This window comes from Fructobacillus pseudoficulneus, from assembly GCF_900108455.1.
GTDB lineage: Bacteria > Bacillota > Bacilli > Lactobacillales > Lactobacillaceae > Fructobacillus > Fructobacillus pseudoficulneus.
On record NZ_FNWS01000003.1, the window covers coordinates 21,666 to 43,246 of the forward strand.

Below are 21,581 nucleotides of genomic sequence, written 5' to 3' on the forward strand. Positions count from 1 at the left end.
ACCAGTTTACGTCTCTGAAACAATCATGACAGCCACCAATTAAACAACAATTGTTGGATAAAATAAAAAAGCAGTGACATTATTTTGTCGCTGCTTCATTTTGAGTAACCATTAAAATATGCGGCACGCCGGCATCCATAAAGATATCACCAACTTCGGTGAAGCCAAAGCGCTTGTAAAGCTCAATCACATGTTGTTGTGCTTCAATTTCAATATCTTTTTGATCAAAACGTTCTGCCATCACCGTCATCATTTGCTGGATTAATTCTTTGCCCAGACCACGGCCACGAGCTGCCGGCACCGTCAATACACGTCCAAATGAAAGAATATCGCCTTCTTTGACAAAGACACGCCCATAGGCCAGCAATTCACCATCTTCTTCATAAAAGACGTGTAAGGCTTCCAAATCAACCTCATCGACATCTTGATAAAGGCTTTGTTGGTCAACCACAAAAACCGCTGCTCGTGCTCGATAAATCGCCCAAATTTCTTGATTTGTTAATTCATTAAAACTTTTAATATGCCACATAAACGACTTCCCCTTTGTAATGATTATTAACATCATAACAAATTAAACAACAAAAAAACCGCTAAAATTAGCGGTTTTTTAGTAGATGCCGACGAGAGGAATCGAACCTCCGACCCCAGGTTTACGATACCCGTGCTCTACCAACTGAGCTACGTCGGCTTGAAACTCCGACTGCCGGGCTCGAACCGGCGACAACCTGATTAACAGTCAGGTGCTCTACCAACTGAGCTAAGTCGGAATGACTTGTTGTTCAAAACAACTATTTAATTATGCCATTTACCGCCCACTCTGTCAATCATTTTCGCACTTTATTTCGATATTTTCTCCCTAAAAAAGCTCCATAACCTTCTCACTATTTTTGACGATTGATCACTTTCGATTTACAATGAGGGCAAAGGAATAGCAAAGGAGAACAAAGATGGAAATCACTGTATTTGGTAAGGGTAACATCGGCTCCGCCGTTGGTGCCCAGTTTGAAAAAGCTGGTAATCAGGTTAATTATGCCACATCGGAATCAAAACCCAATCACATTGCCGACTTAGTTGTTTTAGCAGTCCCATTCGCCGCAATGGCAGGTATCGCCCAGGAATACCAGGACCAATTTGCAGGTAAAACAATTGTTGAAACCTCAAACCCCGTCAATTTCAAGACATTTGATGGGCTAGAGGTTCCAAGCGACAGTTCTGCAACCGCTGAACTGCAAAAAGCCCTACCAAAGAGCTATGTTCTCAAGGCTTTCAACACGGTCTTTGCTGCCAACCTGGTCAGTGGTAAGGTTGGCGACAACCAAACAACGGTCTTGGTGGCCGGCGATCACAAGGACAGCAAGGAAGTCTTAGCCAAGGCATTGGAAGGTAGTGACCTCGCCGTTGTCGATGCCGGTTTGCTGAAGCGCGCCCACGAGCTGGAGTCTGTTGGCTTCCTGCAAATGACGCTTGCTGCCAGTGAAAAAATTGGCTGGACCGGTGGCTTTGCTCTCGTTAAATAAAATTGTTAATCAAAAAGCCAGGCTCACAGCCTGGCTTTTTACTTATACTCGAATTTTCTCAATTTGTTGATATTCCATTTTGCTATTTTCTTCAACATTACGAACATCAATATCCATTTGTAGGTTCAAAAAATACCGGTCCGAAATTCCAAATGCTCGTCCTAAACGAATGGAAGTATCGGCCGTAATTTTCCGCCGATCGTGTAAAATATCTTGAATACGTGATACTGGTACATGAATATCTTGGGCAAGAGAATAAGCAGAGAGCTCAAGTGGATCCATGAATTCAGTTTTTAAAATTTCACTAATTGTTGGTGTGGGTATCTTTCCCATATTGCTCTCCCTCTCAATGATAATCAACGATTTCGACATTCATAAAATCGTTCCTATTGGCCACAGTAAAGCATAGTCGATACTGAACATTAATTTTAATACTATATTGGCCCCGACGATCACCCATTAATTGTTCCAAGTGGTTTGCTGGTGGTACTCGTAAATCATTTATGTCAGCAGCATTGTCCATCATAATTAATTTTCGTAGGGCAATTCTTTGAATGCTCTGTGGTAGTTTTTTAGAAAATTTTTGTTGAAATATTTTTTCCGTTTCTTTATCAGCAAAACTTCGAATCATCTTCTCATTTCCTACTTTTCTTTTTATTATACCCGAACAACAGGTATAAGGCAAACGTGGGAAATTTCATCATGAACACAAATCAAAAAGCCAGGCGCACTGCCTGGCTTTTTACTTTACTTAAAATTAAAATTGAACTTTCTTACCCAATGCCGGGATTAGCAGCATCACGATAAAGGAAAAGACGTAAATGGCTGAGAAGAACATCATTACTACTGAAAGTGATGTCTTGTCCATCATCAAGCCAACCAAGGCTGGGAAGAACCCACCCAGTAGCTTTCCAAAACAAGAAACAACCGAGTTAGCAGTCACGCGGATATCAACTCCGTATAAGCGGGAAACGACGACCCCATAACCACCATACATGCCGTTTGAGAAGAAACCAACCATCATCATAATCAACAACAATGACCAGGCCCCATTTGCCATCGGAATCAAGTAAACGGAAGCAGCGGCGACCACCAAGAAGATTCCAAAGGCCAAACGTGGACCGAAGTTATCCAACAGATAACCAAAGGCATACATTCCTAGGGACATCCCAACGATTGTAGCAATCATCCACAGTGAAGATGATGAGATGGACAAGCCCAGCTGCTTTTGCATGATCTTTGGCAACCAGTTCATCAAACCGTAATAGCCACCAGTTTGCACCATCATCATTAGAATCAAGCCCAAAGTTTGCAGGGCCAAGGTTGGCGTCTTAAAAACCGCTAGGACCGGTACCTTGGTTGTCGTTGCTTCTTCTTTTTGTTGGCGAGCCTGCTTGGCTTGCTCAAATTCGTCACTGTCCTTCAAATGAATTCGAATGGCAAAGGCGAAGATGACTGGCACCAAGCCAACCAAGAACAAGGCATTCCAACCAAAGCGTGGAATGATAAAGGCAGCTGCTAAGGCGGCTAAGATTGATCCACCCTGTCCACCAATTTGAACAATTGACATTAAGCGGCCAATCTTCTTACCAGAAAAGGCTTCGGCCACCATCGTGACCCCAGCACTATATTCAGCACCCGTTCCGGCACCAACGATAAAGCGCAATGCATACAAAACCCAAATGTTATGAGCAAAGTACATCCCTGCCGTCGCAAAGGCGACGATAAACAGTGTCCCAGTAAAGACACGGGCGCGACCAAAACGGTCTGCCAACATTCCAAAACAGAGGCCACCGACCAATGTTCCTAGTGAAAAAATCGTTGCAATCAAACCACCAGCAAAGTTGCTAATGTGCAAAGAAGCAATGATTGAAGAAAGGGCAAAGGAGATGAACATCACGTCCATGTTCTCGAGCCCAAAACCAGCTGTGGTTGACCACAAAGTTAATTTCTGGTTCTTAGAAAAATGCTTGTGACGCAACACTTCTGTTGGTTGCGTAAGGGGAATATCTGCCATACTAAAAAAACATCCTTTCAAAACTGACGCTCACGGGGGCCAATTATTTCTCCAGTGCTGCCGGGATTGGCAAATCACTATTGAACATAATAGCGTAACTTTTCTAATTTGGCAAGGGCAACTTTATTTCTTTAAATTTTTGTACAAAAAAAGCCAAGACATCACTGTCTTGACTTCAATACTCCGACTGCCGGGCTCGAACCGGCGACAACCTGATTAACAGTCAGGTGCTCTACCAACTGAGCTAAGTCGGAATAAAGCGCTTGGCTCAACTTAAATATTATACAAAAGAAAGCCAAACGCGTCAATCATTTATTTGAAAAAATCAGGAATTATTCTGGGCGCATTGTTGGGAACAAAACCACATCACGAATTGATGCAGCATCCGTCAAGAGCATGACCAAACGGTCAATACCAATTCCCAAACCACCTGTAGGTGGCATACCGTATTCAAGCGCCTCTAAGAAGTCTTCGTCGATTCCTTCCGCTTCATCGTTTCCGTTATCGCGTTCAGCGGCTTGCGCTTCAAAACGGGCCCGCTGATCGATTGGATCATTCAATTCAGTAAAGGCATTGGCAAATTCGGAACCAACGATGTAAAGCTCGAAACGATCGGTAAAGCGAGGGTCATCAGCGTTCTTTTTCGCCAATGGTGAGACTTCCACCGGATGACCGTAAACAAAGGTTGGTTGTGACAAAGTATCTTCGACAAAGTTATCAAAGAATTCATTGATGATGTGACCAACCTGCCAGTATTCTTCATACTTCACATGATGTTCATCGGCCAATTGACGGGCTTCTTCAAGGGTCATTTCAGGCCAGAAATCAACACCAGTCTTTTCCTTAATCAAGTCAACCATGTGCTTGCGGGCAAATGGCTTGCTCAAATCAATGTCAGTTCCCTGGTAATTAACTTGCAAATCTGGGTGAACAACCTTTGCTGCTGCACGGAAGATACCTTCCGTTTCGTCCATCACATCCGTAAAGTCCCAGTAGGCAGCATAAGATTCCAGAGTGGTAAATTCTGGGTTATGCTTAGGGTCCATTCCTTCGTTCCGGAAAATCCGGCCAATTTCATAGACTCGTTCCATCCCACCGACAATCAACCGCTTCAAATACAACTCAGTTGCGATACGCATGTACATATCAATGTTCAAAGCATTGTGGTGCGTGATAAATGGCTTAGCAGCTGCCCCACCGGCTTGCGTCTGCAAGATTGGTGTTTCAACCTCCAAGAAGTGGTTGGCATCCATATGTTCACGGATAGCCGCTACAATCTTTGACCGATTTTGGAAACGAACCAATGATTCGTTGTTGGCAATCAAGTCCAGGTAACGCTTACGGTAACGCGTTTCAACGTCAGAAATTCCGTGGAACTTATCTGGCATTGGGCGCAAAGCCTTTGACAGGTGGGTCAAATGTGAAACCAAAACCGTCAATTCGCCAGCTTCTGTCTTCATCATCGTTCCCTTGATTCCCAAGAAATCACCCAAATCAGCTCGCTTAATAATTGGGTAATTATCACCCAAATCATCACGACGAGCGTAGATTTGAATTTGTCCGGAACCATCGCGCAAGTCGGCAAAAATTACCTTTCCAGCGCCACGTTTGGCAACCATCCGGCCAGCAATAATCACTTCAACCGGGTTTTCTTCTAATTCTTCTTGTGTCTGATCATCGTACTTAGCATGCAAATCTGCTGCCAATGAGTCGCGGTCAAAACGGTGACCAAATGGATCAACGTTCAAATCATCAACCAAAGCCTTCATCTTTTGACGGCGGGCGACCATTTGATCGTTTAAGGCTTTTTCTTCAGCCATGTCTATCTTACCTTCCTGTCGGCGAAAATTCGCTAGATTATCTTGTTTAAGTATAACAAATGCCGGACCAAGACAAAAGGGATATCCCTACTGTCTTGGCACTGTCACTGATTTCATTTGCTTAGTCTTTTGCAGAATCAGACTTTTGCCCTTCATCAGTTGCGTCCGCTTCTGCTTGGCTTTCGCGGTGAAGAATTTCTTTCAAAATCTTTTCAAGTTCTGCCGCTTCAAAGTAGTGCTTTTTGCCAGAAAAACGACCGACAATTTCAGCGCCACCGTCTTCATCAATCATTGCTTGGACTTCATGTGAAGGCAATGTCTTTAACATTTCTGCGTAGGCTTCCTTTGGCGGCTCAGCTGCCAAACCAATCGCCACTGAGTCCAGGGAAGTATAGTTGTCCTGGCCGAGAAGGTCATCCAAAATTGCTAATGGCCCCTTCTTTTCGGACAAAAGCGTGGCAAGCGGTGTCATTTTCTTTAAATCAGCATCTAACTGGTCCAGTTGTGCATCCGTGGCACCAGGCAGGGCCTGAACCAAAAAACCACCTGCTGAGGCCACCGTATCATCTGGGTTCATGGTCACCCCGACCCCGATGACTGATGGAATCTGTTCCGATTGAGTCAAATAGTAAGTAAAATCATCACCAATTTCACCCGAAACAATAATTGATTGTCCCAAATATGGCTTTGAATATGGTGCTAATTTGGTGACTTGAAAAAAGCCATGGTTCCCGACCACACCGGCAATATTCAGCTGATCATCATCGTTAACGATTGGCTGCAATTGTGGATTGGTCACATAGCCACGAACAGCTCCGTGGGCGTCCGCTTCGGTCACCACGTTCCCAATCGGACCTTTTCCATCCATTTTGACACCAAGACGTTCCTCACCCTTCAAGGTTGCTTGAGCGAGGATTTCCGTGGCCAAGAGTGCCCGGCCTAAAACAACGGCCGCAATCCGCGAAGCGTGATGGGCACTAACGGCTTCTTGGACCAATTTGGTCCCGTCCACAGCAAAAGCACGGAATGCTTCATCTTTCGTAATCACTTTAATTAATTGATCTGACATACACAATCCCTTATTTCTTTTTCTTTATCAATTGTAAAAGAAAAAGCCAGCCTAAGCCAGCTTTTCACAAATATTATTTATCAGAATCAGTTGTATCATCAGACTTTTCTGCCTGGTCGTCATCTTGATCAAGTGGCTTAGTTGGTTCTGCTGAACCCTTTTCCTCTTGTTCTTCGACTTCGTCTTCCTTGTGATCCAAAGAAGCCTTTGTCTCATCAAATGACTTGGCATCGTCTTCGTCTTCTTCACCCTTCTTGGTGAAAGAACCCGTTTCGTAGATGTCTTTGATCTGCTTTTCATCCAATGATTCAACGTCTAACAAGGCGTTGGCAATGGCTGCCAGCTTATCCTTGTGTTCCGTCAAAATCTTGGTTGCTTCATCAAAGGCTTCCTTTGTCAAACGACGAACTTCCTCATCGATCAAGGCAGCTGTTTCATCAGAGTATGATTGAGCGCCACCCTGTTCGCTATAGCCAACAGAAGCATTTCCTTCCAATTGGACCATTCCCAACTTTTCAGACATACCATAGGCTGTCACCATTTGACGGGCCAAATTAGTTGCCTGCTGGAAATCATTTGCAGCTCCAGATGATGCTTCATCAAAAGTTGCCAATTCGGCAGCGCGTCCACCCATCAAACCAGCCAACTGTTCCTTGGCTTCTGAATAACGAATGTTATAACGGTCCGTCTTTGGCGTCATCAAGGCATAACCACCGATGCGTCCACGAGGCACAATCGTGACCTTACGAACAACGGATGCGTTTGAACGAACCAAACCAACCAAAGCGTGACCAGCTTCGTGGAAGGCAGTTGTCTTCCGTTCCAACTCAGACATTGCCCGGTTTGCCTTGGCAGGTCCTTGGAAAATCCGGTCTTCGGCTTCATCCAAATCAGCTGAGTCAATCAACTTCTTGTCGCGACGAGCAGCTAACAAAGCAGCTTCGTTCAACAAGTTTTCCAAATCAGCCCCGACATAGCCAGGAGTTTGGTGAGCGATGGCCTTCAAATCAACGGAAGGAGCCAACGGCTTGTTCTTCGCGTGAACCTTCAAGATGGCTTCACGACCCTTAACATCAGGGGCCCCAACCAAGATCTTTCGGTCAAAACGGCCAGAACGAAGCAAGGCTGGATCCAAGACATCTGAACGGTTAGTTGATGCCAAGATGATGACACCTTCAGAGTTTTCAAACCCATCCATTTCAATCAGGATTTGGTTCAAAGTCTGCTCACGTTCATCGTTACCACCACCGACACCAGAGCCACGACGGCGACCGACGGCATCAATTTCATCAATAAAGATGATGGCAGGAGCTGCCTTTTTAGCTTGCTCAAACAAGTCACGAACACGTGAGGCACCAACACCGACGAACATTTCGACGAAGTCAGAACCAGACATTGAGAAGAATGGTACGGAAGCTTCACCGGCAACGGCTTTAGCAAGCAAAGTCTTACCAGTTCCCGGAGGTCCCTCAAGCAAAACACCCTTTGGAATGCGGGCACCCATGTCAACAAACTTCTTGGGTGATTTCAAGAATTCAACAACTTCAACCAATTCTTCTTTTTCTTCATCAGAACCAGCAACGTTTTCAAAGCGAATCTTGTTATCCTTTGGATCAGAAGGCTTAGCCTTTGACTTACCAAAGTTGCCCATCATGCCGCCTTGGCCGCCCTTACCGCCTGATTGTGACATCATTAGGTAAAAGACACCAACAATCAACAGCAATGGCACAATCGAGATGATTAGGTTCAACCAAAAGCCAGATGAAGCAGCCGGTTTCGTTGTCATGTCTGTATTCGTCTGCTTAGCCAAATCAGTAATCTGCTTCAAGGAAGCATCATTGGCCAAAACAGACGTTGAGAACTTAGTTGTCTGTGACTGGCTAGCAATCAAGGCGTTCAAGCCGGAATTGTTACCAGTACTTGTTTTTTGACTGCTCTTATAGGTTCCAGTGACGGTGTAAACATCGTTACCAGGCTGAATTGAAAAGGAATCAATTTCTTTGTCTGACAACTGCTTTACAAAATCAGATGATGATAGGCTCTTGGTCCCACCACTTGAGCCACCAACAAAGGAATAAATCCCAGCAATTACTGCCAAGAAGATGATGACATATAGAAAGGAGCTTCGAAAGAAACCACCATTATTTTTTTTCATCGGAAATCCTCAATCCATTAAAATTTGCTATATAGTATACAACTTTTAGATTAAATGCAAGTTAACTATAAATATCTTTTTTCAAAATACCAACATAGGGTAAATTGCGATAAAGATCGGCATAGTCTAAGCCATAGCCAACGACGAATTCATTGCGAACGTCAAAGCCCACATAGTCGGCATCAATCTCAATCTTGCGCCCTTCCTTCTTATCAAGGAACGTAGCTACTTGGACAGAATGAGCACCACGGTCCTTCAGCAAGTCCTTCAAGAACTGCAATGACTGACCAGTATCAACAATGTCTTCCAAAATCAAAACATCACGGTCCTTCACATCTGATTGAACGTCTGTCACAAGTTGAATTTCGTTTGATGATGTGACACCACCGTGGTACGAGGAAATCTTGATAAACTCCAAGTCTACATAGAGATCAATCTCTCGAATTAAATCGGCCGTCCAGAGGTAAGCCCCCTTCAAAACAGACAAAACTAAAGGCTTCTGCCCTGCATAATCTTCAGTGATGCGCTGCCCTAAACGAACAGCCGCTTCATGAATCTGTTGCTGGTCAAATAAAATTTCTTCGATATCGTTATTCACAAATTTTCCTCAATTCGCCATACTATCCACTGCTTAGCTACATTCGGACGGTCAACATTGGCTGGTACATACCAGCTTGTTTGGCCTAACCAGACTGCTAACACTGTCTTGGTTTCATCCAGTAAAAACCAGGTCCTATCCCGATTTTCTGCCGGAACTTTTTTGTCAATTAAGAGCCTGCGCACCGTTTTACTACCCGACTTTAAGAAAATTCGGTCCTGCTTATCTGCTAAGACAAGCGTGAGACCTCCTTGGAAATGTTCGGGTAAAACCAGCACTTGATCAGCCTTTTGGGGCTTTTTTGTCGTCCAAAGAAGCTGACCATGGTCAAAAAATTGCCATTGGTCTAATTTTAACACAAGTCCTTCGGGCTTTCGGTCAATTTTTGCATTTTTTTGCACATTTGTCAGCCGGACTTTTTGATAACTTTTTTCTAACAAGATGCCCGCACCCAAATCAATCGAAGCGCTGGGCTTTTTTTCATTCATTAACAGCGCCATGAAGGCCTGCAACTGGCTGTGTTTCACGTCGTATACTTGCTGTTGTTGCAGCCAGACAAATAGCACCTTTTCCAACCAGGGGAGAGGCACCAGGTGGAAGTCCTCTTCCAGAGCCGGCAAGTATGACTCTGCTTGGTCCAAAATTAATTTTTGATCCGCCTGAAGTTTGTCGGCAAAATCAGCGAGGTGCTGCCTTGCCTGCGGATTAATGGTTTCCAAAGCCGGAATGACTTCTTGTCGCAGTAAGTTACGCCCAGTGTAGGTTGGGTCTTGGTTGGTTTGGTCCTCTCGCCATGACAAACCGTTTTCCTTGGCATAGGCCAGTAGGTCTTGCTTGGTTAACGACAAAAATGGGCGACGATAGCGACCACTGGCCGCTTGCATGCCACCGCAACTTTGAGCATAGCCACCGCGAACCAACTGCAACAGCAGTGTTTCTACCTGATCGTTTTGGTGTTGGGCGAGGACAATTTGGCTGGCAGATGTTTGAGTCGCAATCTCGTCAAAAAAATCATAGCGAATCGCCCGCGCTCGGTCTTCTACGCCGACCTCATCAGTCAACGGGGCCAACTTTTGATAAAAGGGAACGCCTAATTGCTGGCAGAAATCTTGAACAAATTGAGCATCCCCATCCGCCTCATCCCTTAGTTGGTAATTGACATGGGCCACGACCAAGTCCACTTCCGGAGCATAACGAACAAAGGCATCCAACAGACTAGTCGAGTCCAAGCCACCCGAAACGGCTAAGACAACTTTTTGGGGCCAACTTTGCCCCTGAATTGTAGTACGAACAGTATTTTTCATCTTTTATTTATATAAAAAACCACCCGAACACGGGTGGTTCAACGACCATTATGATCGGTCAGGTAAGTTATAGATAATTTCATCCTTGCGTGAGTAACCATACTTATCACGTAATATTTGTTGCAAATAAGCAGGATCTTTTAATTGTTCGGCGGTTTTGTGTAAAGCTTTACCGTCTTTTTGCACTGATTGCAACGATACTTCCGACTTGCTTAATGTCTGATTAGCCGCATGTAAGCGGACCTGACCCAGAATTAATTGCACTAAGAAGATCGAAGCAACAGCCAATCCAACCAAGATAATCCGTTTTTCTCGTAAACGGTGAGCATGGTCATAATGGCGGCGACTAGCTTCCCGTCGCGCATCGGAAGCAGCAATCTGCTGGGCAATCCGAGCGTTCAGCGGTCGAATATTCGATTGTAGTCGACTATCATCTGCCATTGACTCACTCCTCTTGCTATTATTTTGGCACAGTTAGTGAGGACTTGCAAGGCTTAAAACCGGCTTTTTAACCAAACTTAATCTTCTTGAAAGTCACGTTCATAAGTTTCTGAAACGACTTCATACATTTCTTGCGCTTCTTCTTTTTTCACAATCTCGGCTAATTTCAGGACCTTAACTGTTAAAGTCTTGTTACCAAAGTGTATCGTCACGAGGTCATTTGTGCCAACATTGGCAGCCGATTTTGCCTGTTTGCCATTGATTTCGATTCGACCTTGGTCGGCCAAATCTTTGGCGACTGCCCGGCGCTTAATGATTCGTGACAGCTTCAAATATTTATCAATCCGCATTTTCTTTATCCTTTTTCGTCAAATCCAAAACTACTAGTAAGAAGTTTCGCAAATTATTCAGCCAGTAGGCCGACTCCTCTTTCAAATTAACGGTCAACGTTACCGCTAACTCGGCCGTCTTGCCATCGACAACCGCCTTATAAGGCACGTCTTGCAAAGCAGCAAAGATTGTCTCCCCAGCTAGCTCGGTTGACATCTCAGCCGAGAAGCGCACGGTGACCTGGTTCTTCTGCCGGCGAATTTGCAAAACCCCGGCCATGTCCGCTAGGTTTTTAATCCGCGATACCAGCAATAAGCGAGCGACCTCGTCTGGGAAGTCGCCAAAACGATCAATAAGGTCCGACTCGACGTCTTCAAATTCTTCGTCACTCTTCGCCTGGCGAATTTGCCGGTAAAGGTCAATCTTTTCCGAGCTATCAGCAACATAGTCGTCTGGCAAAAAGGCCAAGACTCCTAAGATGAGCTCAGCATCTGTTCGGTTTTCCTCAACCGGAGCTTCATCCCCCTGCTTTTTCGCTACTGCTTCTTTGAGCATCTGGGTATACAGGTCATACCCAACCGAGTCGATGAAGCCGTGCTGCTGCTTACCAAGTAAGTCACCAGCCCCACGAATCGATAGGTCGCGCATGGCAATTTTAAAGCCTGAGCCGAGCTCAGTAAAGTCACGAATGGCCTCCAGACGCTTTTGCCCCTCTTCACTTGGTGTCCGAGTAAAAGGATAAGTAAAGTAGGCATAGGCCAGTCGGGCAGAACGGCCAACCCGGCCGCGCAGCTGATAAAGCTGTGACAGACCCATGTGATCCGCATTGTCGACAATCAGCGTGTTGGCGTTTGGAATATCAACACCAGTTTCGATGATGGTAGTTGTCACCAACACATCAAATTCTTGGTTTAAGAAAGCATACAAAATTCCCTCAAGCTGCACCTCAGACATTTGACCGTGGATGACAGCCACCCGGGCATCCGGCAGAAGGTCTTGGATGTGGTCAGCAATCCCCGCCAAATCAGCCACCCGGTTATGGAGGTAAAAGACTTGACCGTTACGGGCCAATTCTTTACTAATGACATCACGAACCAAAGTCCAATCAAGCTCGACCACATAGGTTTGAATTGGGTAGCGGTTCAATGGTGGTGTTTCAATCACGGACAGGTCCCTGGCCCCCACCATCGCCATGTTTAAGGTTCGGGGGATTGGTGTCGCCGTCAACGTCAAAACATCCACGTTGGCCCGCAGGTGCTTCAACTTTTCCTTGTGCTTCACACCAAAGCGCTGTTCCTCATCAATCACTAAGAGACCCAAATCAGCAAAAGAAACATCGGCGCTCAGCAAGCGGTGCGTTCCAACGACAATATCCAATTCATGGTCTTTTAAAGCCTGAATTGTCTTTTTATTTTCAGCAGCCGTTTGGAAACGAGACAAGTGGCCAATGCGAATTTCAGGGAAGTCTGCAAACCGCTCCTGCATCGTTTCAAAGTGCTGTTGGACCAAGATAGTGGTTGGTGCCAAAAAGGCCACCTGCTTTCCCGCATGGGCCGCCTTGAAAATCGCCCGTAAGGCCACTTCGGTCTTACCAAAGCCAACATCCCCAACGAGCAAGCGGTCCATTGGCCGCACCTTTTGCATATCGGCCTTGATTTCTTCGATACTGCGCACCTGGTCTGGTGTCTCTGGGTAAGGAAAGGCGGTATCAAATTCTAGCTGCTTCGTATCATCGGGTGGAAAGGCATAACCCTGCTTGGCCTCGCGTTCCGCGTAGAGTTCCAGCAGTTCATCGGCAATGTCCTCAATTTTGTTTTGGACCTGCTTCTTAGTCTTTTGCCATTCAGTCCCACCTAATTTATTAATTTTAGGTGCCTTACCGGCATCCGACCCACCAATGTATTTTTGAATCAAATTCAATTGCGTGACAGGCAAGAAAATTTTAGCATTCTTTTGGTAGGCAATCACCAAGTAGTCTTGCTTACCACCATCAGCTTCCAGCGACTCCAGGCCTTGGTACTGACCAATTCCATGGTTCAGGTGAACAACATAGTCACCGACTTGCAGTTCGTTATAAGACTTCAACCGTTCAGCATTGGCCATCTTGCGTGACCGTCTTGCAACCGGTTTACGGGCCTTGTCAAAGAGCTCGCGTTCCGTTAATACCGACAAATGGGCCTTCGGCCACTCAAAACCAGCCCCCAGATTGCCAATCACAATTTGGACCTGGTTGGCCTGAATTTCTTTGTTAATTGGCAGCTGCAAGTCGTGATCGGCCAAGGAGGCTAGGAAATTCTCTGCCCGGGTTTTGTCCGGAATCAACAAAACCACCGTCTTGCCCTGGTCTTTAGCAATTTGCAAGTCCGGCACTAAGGCCTGCAATTGACCGTAATATTGTGTTGCCGGCCGTGAGGTCACCTCTTCTAGGTGAGCCAAGGTCAAGCGGTTCAGCCCCCGTTGAAAATTAGCAATCAGCAATTCCGCCTGGTGGCGGCGGCTCAAAATATCTTCTAAGTCATCCTTCAAACCCAAAGCAGGCAAGAGCTGATAGGTCTTCACCTGTTGGTCAAGCCACTCCGCATCCAAGGTTTTTTGTGACAAATCCGCTTCCTGCAGCCGGGCATAATCATCAATCACTAAGAGACCCGCCGGGTCTAAATAATCAATAATCGTCGTCTTTTCTGGATAAAAGCACTGCGCATAGGGCAAAATCGCTTGATCACGCCGGCCCTCATCCAATGCCTGCTGGGTAGCGTCAAAGCCTTCTGTCGCGTGCTTTTTTTCAACGCCGGGCAATTCCTTGCGATAGGAAACAAACTCTGCTTCTAGCCTTTCTTTACCGGCCTGGAAGCGGTCTTCATCAATCACAAAATCAGTCGCTGGCAAGACTGTCAAATCTTCCACCGTGCCGCTACCCTTTTGACTAACAGGATCAAAAGTCTTAATTACATCAAGCTCATCGTCAAAGAAATCCAACCGATAGGGTTCTGTCCCCATTGGTGGGAAAACGTCAAAAATCGAACCACGTTGGGCAAATTCGCCTGGGTTTTCCACACGGGGTACCAGTTGATAACCCAGAGTGACAAAGGCAGTTTTCAACGCCGCAAAGTCATAGCTGCCACCAACCTTCAAAACCAGTTGAGCAGCCATAAAATCAGCCATTTGCGGTTCTAAGCGGGTAAAGGCCGCTAAGTTCGTCAGGTAGATTCCCGGTTTCTTTTCGGCCAGCGCGGTCATTGCCACCACCCGGTCCGTCACAAAGGAATTTGACGAAATCGCCAACTCGGTCGCCAAGGCCTCTTCAGCCGAGAAACGATAAATATCCTCCTCAGCCATCAGGTCGAGGAGGTCAGTTGCTAAATCATCCACATGGGCCTGAGTATCCGTAAGGACCATCATCACCTGTGGCTTTTTTTGATAGAGGGCAGCAATTGCCGCAGCCTTGGCTGCCCCATTGACCCCTAACAGGAGCTGGCGTTCGCCAGGCTGTTGGTGGTCACTGATATTTTTAATTGTTTCACTGTTACCAAGAAATTTTGTTAACGTCATAGTCACCCGTTGTACTGGTTACTTAATTTGGCCGCATCAGCGCCCTTGACCCAATCCACTAAGGCCTGGTCGACCTTTGTAAAGGTTTGGTCCCAGGCTGCCAGGTCTTCTTTGGAAAACTTCCCCAAAACATAGTTCACGACTGACTGGTGGTCATGGTCTGGATGACCAATGCCAAATTTCAATCGCAAAAATTCCTGCGTTTTGACGTGGGACATAATCGACTTTAAGCCGTTGTGGCCACCAGCCGATCCCTTCGCCCGGAAACGGATTTTACCAAAGGCGGAATCCATATCATCGGCTAAGACCAAAATGTCTTGGACATCCCCACCATAAAAGTCTAAAAAGGCACGGACGGCCTGACCTGAATCATTCATATAAGTACTAGGCTTGACTAGCCAAACCGTTTCACCGTCAATCTGAGTCTTTGCCGCAGCCCCAAACAACTTTGTCGGCGCAAAGCTAACTCCTTGGCTTTCGGCAAAGTGGTCTAGGGCCATAAAACCAATGTTATGCCTTGTTTGGTCGTAGCTTTCGCCAATATTTCCAAGGCCAAAAATAAATTTCATCAGGACGTCCTTTCAAACACTTTTACTAACATTTTAATCTTAACATTATAACACGCAAGTTTCCGTTAAAATATGTTAGGATATAGCTTAGAGACTACTTTTATAAAGGTGGACACTTATGTTTCCAAAATCATTAATCGTTCCTAAAAGTCAATTATTGACCATTACGGAAGACACAACCATTCAAGAAGTTTTTGACCTATTCGAAAGCAAAGAAGCCGACCACATTCGGACTATCCCAATTTTGGATTCAACTGGCCACTTATTCCGTGGCAATATTTACCGGCAACATGTTTATGAATATATCGCTCGCGGTGGTGACACTAGCAAAAAAGCGACATCCATCATGCGCAATTCAACAAAGTTTATTGCGACTTCGGCCGATTTTTACGAGTTATTCTTTGCCATCCGTGATTTGCCTCATATCGCCGTTCTCGACGACAGCCACCACTTTGTCGGCGTGTTAACTCATTCATCTTTGATGGACCTGCTGTCACAGTCATGGTCACTCCAGCGAGGTGGTGTATCCTTGGCGGTGCAAACGAAGCAAGAGGAACGCGGCAACTTACAACAAATCACCCGCGTCATTACCCGTTATACCAACATTGAATCGGTTCTTTCCATCCAAAATGAAAAGAACGAACCAAAGTCAGTCTTATTCACTTTGCCTTTGACTGCTGATTCCCCCATCTTACGCAAGATTATCACTAAACTCGAACGCAAACGTTTCCAAGTGCAATCTGTTGAAAGCTTGGATGAGTTCGTTTAACTCCAAATAAAAAAGTCGGTGAAAATTCACCGGCTTTTTTTAATTTTACGAACTTGAAATAACTAAGACCAATACCATGGCACCGGCTGTTAAAAACAGGTTTCGAGCTGGTAAGTCAGCCAACCGGTCCAAGTCTGATTCCAGTCCAACGGCCAATGCCTGCGCTAAGACCAAGGGGAATAGCACAATCATTGCCCAGGACAAGACAGGCATATAACCAGACAGCGTATACAGCAAAATTTCACCATAGGCCAAAAATGGCAGAGTCAAAAATAATGGCCGAATCCAGCGAGAACTGGCTTTAATCGCCCCCGTTGGATCACTAATTTCCTCGGCACGGACCACCCGAACATTCTTAGCCAAGCGAACCGCAACCGATAGTAAGATTAACGGCCAGGCAACACCAAACCAAGTAAGCAAAAAGCCAAGGCTCAAAGCGAAGTTTGTATTCACAACCAACTGAGCAACTAAAAGTAGGTATGGTAAAATCACATCCGCAATCCAAGACAAGGTAATCAAGGACTGGTCGTAACGATGATTCTGAGTGATGAGGTCCAAGGCCCATTTGACCACGGCAACCACCACAATCAAAATCAAACTATTCTCAAAAGAAAAACGGTGATAACGCCACCAGGCGTAAGCCGCACCGACTACTAGTGGCGCCAGAACCGGCCAAACATCGCTACCACGAACCTTATTAATCATTTTTGAAACTGTCAAGAGCTACCCCTTTCGCATAGCCCTTGCGGCCACACTCTATTTTTTTGTTTGCGATTGCTGGTAAGGTGTTAGACGGACTTTCCCCTGGATATACTCCCCAATGAAAATATCATAAACACCTGAGTAACCTGCTTCGATAACCTGTTGGTTCAGCCAATCTTCATCCTGATCAATGGCATCCAAAACATCTAAATTGGCTTGGCCATCATAGATGATTGGATACTTTGGATTTTGGTCACCGTATTCAATCACCGTTAACTGACCATTTTGTTCCAGAACCGCCCGCTTCACTTGCGAAATGTCATAAACCTCTTGTTCACGAAGCTTAAACATCAAGTCCGAAGCGGATTGGCCAGCCATCACAACTGCATCTACATTAACTTTACCACGTTCAATCACGATTGAGGGTGTCCCATCGATAATCTTTTTGGCAAGGTGATTGTGCTCCTTTAAGAACTTCAAAATCATCACTAATAATGTCCAAATAATTAGAACGATAATAAATTGGAACACCGTAATTGTCTCAGAATAGATGGTCCCACCAATAATGCCACCTAAGACATAGTTTTGCACTTGGTCCAAGGCATTCGATGGCGCCAAATTTCCCTTACCGAAAATGTTAATTTGGACAATTAGCGCAATCAAACCAATTCCAAGCTTTAAAATAATGGGCAAATAAACGTTCATTTTTGCACCTCCGTCTTCGTATTAATCAGATAAACCTGAGTTCTGGTGTAAGACTGACCATCTTTTGACAAATTAATTTGGTAATAGCGACTGCCCTCTTTCGCAATCATCCCGTCCACCAAAGAGGTCGAATTGAAGGCTACTTGTCCCTTCTTGGCATTTTGTTCTTTGACATAATTTTTGGCAAAATTAGCCATCGCACTTTGCTGCGTGTTCTTTGCATTGGTACTTTGCAAATTAGTCCACTGCACCCCTGCAAAAAACAAGAAGAACAAAAAGGCGATAATTGTTAAATCGCGATAACGGGTATTGAAACGGTGGCGCGACCGGGCAACCAGCCCCGCTGCTAAAAGAATAAAGGTGATAACCACCAATAAAGTCCCAACCGTATTCGTTAAATTGTTTTGCTTTGATAAATAATCAACACTGTAAAAGGTCATAAGTTCCCTCCATTTTCCTATTTTAGCACAGCCAATCGACCAATCTCTTTGAACTAGACCAAAACCAATAAAAAAAAGCAGCCATGCTGGCTGCTTTTCAATTTAAGCACTTATTTTATACTAATCGTCTACAGAAAATCGCTTACATCATCCCTGGCATTCCCTGGGCACCTGCTGGCATTTCAGGTTCGGCCTTTGGTTGTTCAGCAACAACTGCTTCAGTAGTCAATAGCAAAGCAGCAACTGAAGCGGCATTTTGCAAAGCTGACCGCGTCACCTGGGTTGGGTCAACGATACCAGCCTTGACCATATCAACCCACTCGTCGGTCTTGGCATTGTAACCAGTTCCTTCGGATTGTTCCTTCAACTTATTGACGATGACAGAGCCTTCCAAACCTGCATTTTCGGCAATTTGACGGACAGGTGCTTCCAAGGCGGCAACCACCGTCTTAACACCAGTGGCTACATCGCCCTCTGCTTCAACAGCTGCCGCAGCGTCCATAGCGTTAACCAAGGCCGTTCCACCACCGGCAACGAATCCTTCTTCAACGGCGGCACGAGTTGCATTCAAAGCATCTTCGATCCGGTACTTGCGTTCCTTAAGTTCGGTTTCAGTAGCGGCTCCGACGTTAATGACGGCAACACCACCAGCCAACTTTGCCAAACGTTCTTGCAGCTTTTCCTTATCAAATGTTGATGTTGTTTCGGCAATTTGCTGCTTAATCGTTTCAACTCGATCCTTCACAGCAGCCTTGTCACCGGCACCTTCGACAACAGTTGTGTTGTCCTTGGTGATGTTCACCTTACTTGCCTGACCTAATTGATCAATGGTGACATCCTTCAAGTTCAAACCAAGGTCTTCGGTAATCACTGTTCCACCAGTCAAAATGGCAATATCTTCCAACATGGCCTTACGACGGTCACCAAATCCTGGGGCCTTAACAGCAACCACGTTGAACGTTCCACGCATCTTGTTCAAAACCAAAGTTGGCAAAGCCTCACCGGTAATGTCATCGGCAATAATCAACATTGCTCGACCCTGCTCAACCACTTGCTGCAAGACTGGCAAGATATCTTGGATATTTCCAATCTTCTTATCCGTAATCAGGATATAAGGGTTATCCAGGTTAGCTTCCATCTTTTCGTTATCGGTCACCATGTACTGTGACATATAACCGCGGTCAAATTCCATTCCTTCAACCACGTTCAAGGTTGTTTCAATTCCCTTTGATTCTTCGATTGTGATGACACCGTCGTTTCCAACCTTGTCCATCGCCTCGGCAATCAATGAACCAACTTCATCACTGGCTGCAGAAATCGAAGCAATTTGGGCAATTTCTGCCTTAGTTGAAACGGCATGTGACATTTGGTGTAGCTTCTCAACCGCTGCAGCCGTTGCCTTTTCAATTCCGGTCCGAATGCCAACTGGATTAGCACCAGCCGTGACGTTCTTCAAGCCTTCACCAACAATCGCTTGTGTCAAAACAGTCGCAGTGGTGGTTCCATCACCAGCGATATCATTCGTCTTTGAAGCAACTTCGGCGACTAACTTAGCCCCCATGTTTTCAAAGTGGTCTTCTAGTTCGATTGACTTGGCAATCGTAACCCCATCATTTGTAATTGTTGGTGAACCATATGATTCTTCCAAAACAACGTTCCGACCCTTTGGCCCAATTGTTGTCTTCACCGTATCGGCCAACTTATCAACGCCGACCTTCATCTTTGAACGTGCATCTTCTGCGAACTTAATATCTTTTGCCATGACTGAAGCTCCTCTTGCTTAATCGTCTTTAAATGAATCGTTACAAGCAATCTTCTTAATTGTTAGTCAACAATTGCGATAATGTCTTTTTCATGCAAAGCCAAGTAGGATTGACCATCATAAGTCAATTCCTGACCGGCAAATTTATCAAAGAGAACCTGATTGCCCTCTTTAACTGTCATGTCGAGCTTTTGACCGCTGTCGGTCACTAAACCAGTTCCGGTGGCCACAACCTTACCAGTTAGTGGCTTTTCCTGGGTATTAGCTGCCAAGACAATCCCACCGACCGTCTTTTCACTCTGTTCTGCAACACTTACGACCACCCGGTCGCCTAAGGGCTTTAACATGAAACACACCTCCGATTTTTGTTGTTTAGCACTCTTGATATTCGAGTGCTAATCCACCTACTAGTATAGCATCGTTGCAAGGGTTGTCAACACATTTGGCAAATTTAACCAAAAGAAAAAAACGGTTGAAACCAATGGTTTTAGACGCTTTTAGACATTAAATTTTTTATTAATTGATGTTCAAACCCTTGTCCTTAGGGTACTGTGATAAGCCAGGGTTGGCCTGAATCTTCTTAAACAAAGAGGCATTGTGCTGCGTCCAAGTCGAATCAATATCACGACCCTTGAAGTATTCGGCCATTGTCTGATCGTAGTCAGTAATTGCCTGCTCCATTTGTTGGTCATCGTAGCGGTCCACCATCACAGACCCAGCCAATGGTAGCTTTGGCTTTACCCCAGGCTTTTTGTCTGGATAACCAAGTGAAAAGCCCATAATTGGCTTAACGTACTTGGGCAAATTCAATTTTTGCTCGTACAGCTCAAAGGCCCCCATCGCCCCAGCCATCGTGACTGAACCAATTCCAAGGGATTCGGCTGCCACTTGGGCTCGGCCCAGAGCAATCGAAGCTGAAACAATTCCGCCTTCAAGGTATTGATAATGAGACAGCCGTTCTTCAATCACCGCCTGGGTCTCCGGGTCTTGATTGAGCAAAACCTTGTGCCAGTCAACGGCCACCACAAAGTAGCGAGTAGCATTTTCGATGTACTTCATGTGGACCTTTTCGGTCACCTTGCGCTTCAAATCCTGGTCAGTAATTTCAATAAAAGTTACTGGCTGGAAGTTTTGCATATTTGGTCCAGCTAACGCTGCAGAAAAAATCGCTTCGATCTCTTCATCCGTTACCGGCTGGTCCGTAAAGGAGCGAATCGATTGGTGTGCATGTAATTGGTCCAAAACTTGGTTTTTAATCATCTTTACCCCCACTTAATTGACGTTTGTTACTATTAGCTTACTTTCTATGATACGCTAAATAGTAACAAGAAAACAGGAGCACCTCATGAAACATCTAAAAGTCCATGTTGGCATGCGGACGATTAAAACCGCGATTGTCGTCATGGCAGTCTTACTCGTTTACCACTTTATTGACCGGCCAGCGGCCGTTCCCGCACTAGCAGCTGTCTTCGCCCTCCGCGAAGACTGGAGCAACACGATTCAATTTGCTAAGATTCGCCTCGTCTCAAACAGTGTTGGTGGTTTCTTCTCACTGCTATACTACTTAATTCGAGAGTTTTCACACCATAACACCTGGATGCCGATTATTATTATTCCGATTTTCGTCGTTTGCACAATCGTGATCCTAAACGCCATAAACTGCAGTCTGGGTGTTATTGGCGGCTTAGCAGCCCTTCTCTTAATTTCATTGACCATCCCCATGGATGCCACGATTGATTACGTCTTCTTACGCATTCTCGATACCTTCGTCGGTGTCTTATTTGCTATCGCTATCAACCGCTTTGGGATTCCAGAAGACGAAACCAACTAAAAA

22 protein-coding genes and 3 tRNA genes are annotated in these 21,581 nt (G+C 45.4%); 3 read left to right on the forward strand and 22 right to left on the reverse strand.

The window, feature by feature from the left end:
- Positions 1-79: 79 nt before the first annotated feature.
- The 3 genes from BLW39_RS03565 to BLW39_RS03575 all read right to left on the reverse strand — a co-directional run bounded on the left by BLW39_RS03565 (position 80) and on the right by BLW39_RS03575 (position 767).
- A complete protein-coding gene (locus BLW39_RS03565) occupies positions 80-529 on the reverse strand; it encodes a GNAT family N-acetyltransferase (protein ID WP_059378563.1) in 450 nt (149 codons plus the stop codon).
- 86 nt (positions 530-615) lie between these two features.
- Positions 616-688: transfer RNA gene (locus BLW39_RS03570), tRNA-Thr, on the reverse strand.
- A 6-nt stretch (positions 689-694) separates the two neighbouring features.
- Positions 695-767 (reverse strand) — tRNA-Asn (locus BLW39_RS03575).
- Between the two features lie 180 nt (positions 768-947).
- Between BLW39_RS03575 and BLW39_RS03580 the strand changes: the two genes are divergently transcribed.
- Positions 948-1,517, forward strand: coding sequence for an NADPH-dependent F420 reductase (locus BLW39_RS03580; protein ID WP_059378561.1), 570 nt, complete (start codon positions 948-950; stop codon positions 1,515-1,517).
- 42 nt (positions 1,518-1,559) lie between these two features.
- Here the strand turns inward: BLW39_RS03580 and BLW39_RS03585 are convergent, their stop codons facing one another.
- From BLW39_RS03585 to pth, 13 genes are all read right to left on the reverse strand, one after another.
- The gene (locus BLW39_RS03585) at positions 1,560-1,850 is read right to left on the reverse strand and encodes a HigA family addiction module antitoxin (RefSeq protein WP_059378559.1); all 291 of its coding nucleotides are present in this window, start codon (positions 1,848-1,850) and stop codon (positions 1,560-1,562) included.
- A gap of 13 nt (positions 1,851-1,863) precedes the next feature.
- Positions 1,864-2,148, reverse strand: a complete 285-nt coding sequence (locus BLW39_RS03590; RefSeq protein WP_059378558.1) for a type II toxin-antitoxin system RelE/ParE family toxin — start codon at positions 2,146-2,148, stop codon at positions 1,864-1,866.
- Between the two features lie 126 nt (positions 2,149-2,274).
- A complete protein-coding gene (locus BLW39_RS03595; RefSeq protein ID WP_082138841.1) occupies positions 2,275-3,534 on the reverse strand; it encodes an MFS transporter in 1,260 nt (419 codons plus the stop codon).
- A gap of 181 nt (positions 3,535-3,715) precedes the next feature.
- Positions 3,716-3,788, reverse strand: a tRNA-Asn gene (locus BLW39_RS03600).
- Positions 3,789-3,866: 78 nt separating this feature from the next.
- Positions 3,867-5,354, reverse strand: a complete 1,488-nt coding sequence (lysS, locus tag BLW39_RS03605) for a lysine--tRNA ligase (RefSeq protein ID WP_059378556.1) — start codon at positions 5,352-5,354, stop codon at positions 3,867-3,869.
- A gap of 121 nt (positions 5,355-5,475) precedes the next feature.
- The gene (gene hslO / locus BLW39_RS03610; protein ID WP_059378552.1) at positions 5,476-6,423 is read right to left on the reverse strand and encodes an Hsp33 family molecular chaperone HslO; all 948 of its coding nucleotides are present in this window, start codon (positions 6,421-6,423) and stop codon (positions 5,476-5,478) included.
- A gap of 73 nt (positions 6,424-6,496) precedes the next feature.
- Positions 6,497-8,578 (reverse strand): ATP-dependent zinc metalloprotease FtsH, encoded by a 2,082-nt coding sequence (gene ftsH, locus BLW39_RS03615; protein WP_059378550.1) that lies wholly within the window; start codon positions 8,576-8,578, stop codon positions 6,497-6,499.
- A gap of 61 nt (positions 8,579-8,639) precedes the next feature.
- Positions 8,640-9,176 carry a hypoxanthine phosphoribosyltransferase gene (gene hpt, locus BLW39_RS03620; protein ID WP_059378547.1) on the reverse strand — a complete coding sequence of 179 codons (537 nt, stop codon included), beginning with the start codon at positions 9,174-9,176 and terminating at the stop codon, positions 8,640-8,642.
- Positions 9,173-10,480: a tRNA lysidine(34) synthetase TilS gene (tilS, locus tag BLW39_RS03625; protein WP_059378543.1), complete on the reverse strand. Its 1,308-nt coding sequence runs from the start codon at positions 10,478-10,480 to the stop codon at positions 9,173-9,175. Before tilS ends, hpt begins: the two co-directional genes overlap by 4 nt.
- A gap of 48 nt (positions 10,481-10,528) precedes the next feature.
- Positions 10,529-10,921 carry an FtsB family cell division protein gene (locus BLW39_RS03630; RefSeq protein ID WP_059378539.1) on the reverse strand — a complete coding sequence of 131 codons (393 nt, stop codon included), beginning with the start codon at positions 10,919-10,921 and terminating at the stop codon, positions 10,529-10,531.
- A 77-nt stretch (positions 10,922-10,998) separates the two neighbouring features.
- Entirely contained in the window at positions 10,999-11,271 is a 273-nt protein-coding gene (locus BLW39_RS03635) for an RNA-binding S4 domain-containing protein (RefSeq protein ID WP_059378537.1), read from the reverse strand.
- Positions 11,261-14,800, reverse strand: a complete 3,540-nt coding sequence (gene mfd / locus BLW39_RS03640; protein WP_059378535.1) for a transcription-repair coupling factor — start codon at positions 14,798-14,800, stop codon at positions 11,261-11,263. The genes BLW39_RS03635 and mfd overlap by 11 nt, the downstream gene beginning before the upstream one ends.
- 2 nt (positions 14,801-14,802) lie before the next feature.
- Positions 14,803-15,369 carry an aminoacyl-tRNA hydrolase gene (gene pth / locus BLW39_RS03645; RefSeq protein WP_059378533.1) on the reverse strand — a complete coding sequence of 189 codons (567 nt, stop codon included), beginning with the start codon at positions 15,367-15,369 and terminating at the stop codon, positions 14,803-14,805.
- A gap of 118 nt (positions 15,370-15,487) precedes the next feature.
- Between pth and cbpA the strand changes: the two genes are divergently transcribed.
- The gene (gene cbpA / locus BLW39_RS03650; protein WP_059378532.1) at positions 15,488-16,138 is read left to right on the forward strand and encodes a cyclic di-AMP binding protein CbpA; all 651 of its coding nucleotides are present in this window, start codon (positions 15,488-15,490) and stop codon (positions 16,136-16,138) included.
- A 45-nt stretch (positions 16,139-16,183) separates the two neighbouring features.
- Here the strand turns inward: cbpA and BLW39_RS03655 are convergent, their stop codons facing one another.
- The 6 genes from BLW39_RS03655 to BLW39_RS03680 all read right to left on the reverse strand — a co-directional run bounded on the left by BLW39_RS03655 (position 16,184) and on the right by BLW39_RS03680 (position 21,004).
- Positions 16,184-16,858 (reverse strand): hypothetical protein, encoded by a 675-nt coding sequence (locus BLW39_RS03655; protein ID WP_059378528.1) that lies wholly within the window; start codon positions 16,856-16,858, stop codon positions 16,184-16,186.
- A 36-nt stretch (positions 16,859-16,894) separates the two neighbouring features.
- Positions 16,895-17,545, reverse strand: coding sequence for a DUF421 domain-containing protein (locus BLW39_RS03660; RefSeq protein WP_059378522.1), 651 nt, complete (start codon positions 17,543-17,545; stop codon positions 16,895-16,897).
- Positions 17,542-17,985, reverse strand: coding sequence for a DUF3290 family protein (locus BLW39_RS03665; protein WP_059378519.1), 444 nt, complete (start codon positions 17,983-17,985; stop codon positions 17,542-17,544). Before BLW39_RS03665 ends, BLW39_RS03660 begins: the two co-directional genes overlap by 4 nt.
- 142 nt (positions 17,986-18,127) lie before the next feature.
- Complete coding sequence (groL, locus tag BLW39_RS03670) at positions 18,128-19,747, reverse strand: chaperonin GroEL (RefSeq protein ID WP_059378516.1); 1,620 nt, start codon at positions 19,745-19,747, stop codon at positions 18,128-18,130.
- 62 nt (positions 19,748-19,809) lie between these two features.
- Positions 19,810-20,094, reverse strand: coding sequence for a co-chaperone GroES (groES, locus tag BLW39_RS03675; RefSeq protein ID WP_059378514.1), 285 nt, complete (start codon positions 20,092-20,094; stop codon positions 19,810-19,812).
- A 169-nt stretch (positions 20,095-20,263) separates the two neighbouring features.
- Positions 20,264-21,004 (reverse strand): nitroreductase family protein, encoded by a 741-nt coding sequence (locus BLW39_RS03680; protein WP_059378631.1) that lies wholly within the window; start codon positions 21,002-21,004, stop codon positions 20,264-20,266.
- An 88-nt stretch (positions 21,005-21,092) separates the two neighbouring features.
- Here BLW39_RS03680 and BLW39_RS03685 point away from each other — a divergent pair, with 88 nt between their 5' ends.
- Positions 21,093-21,578, forward strand: a complete 486-nt coding sequence (locus tag BLW39_RS03685; RefSeq protein WP_059378511.1) for an aromatic acid exporter family protein — start codon at positions 21,093-21,095, stop codon at positions 21,576-21,578.
- Positions 21,579-21,581 lie beyond the last annotated feature (3 nt).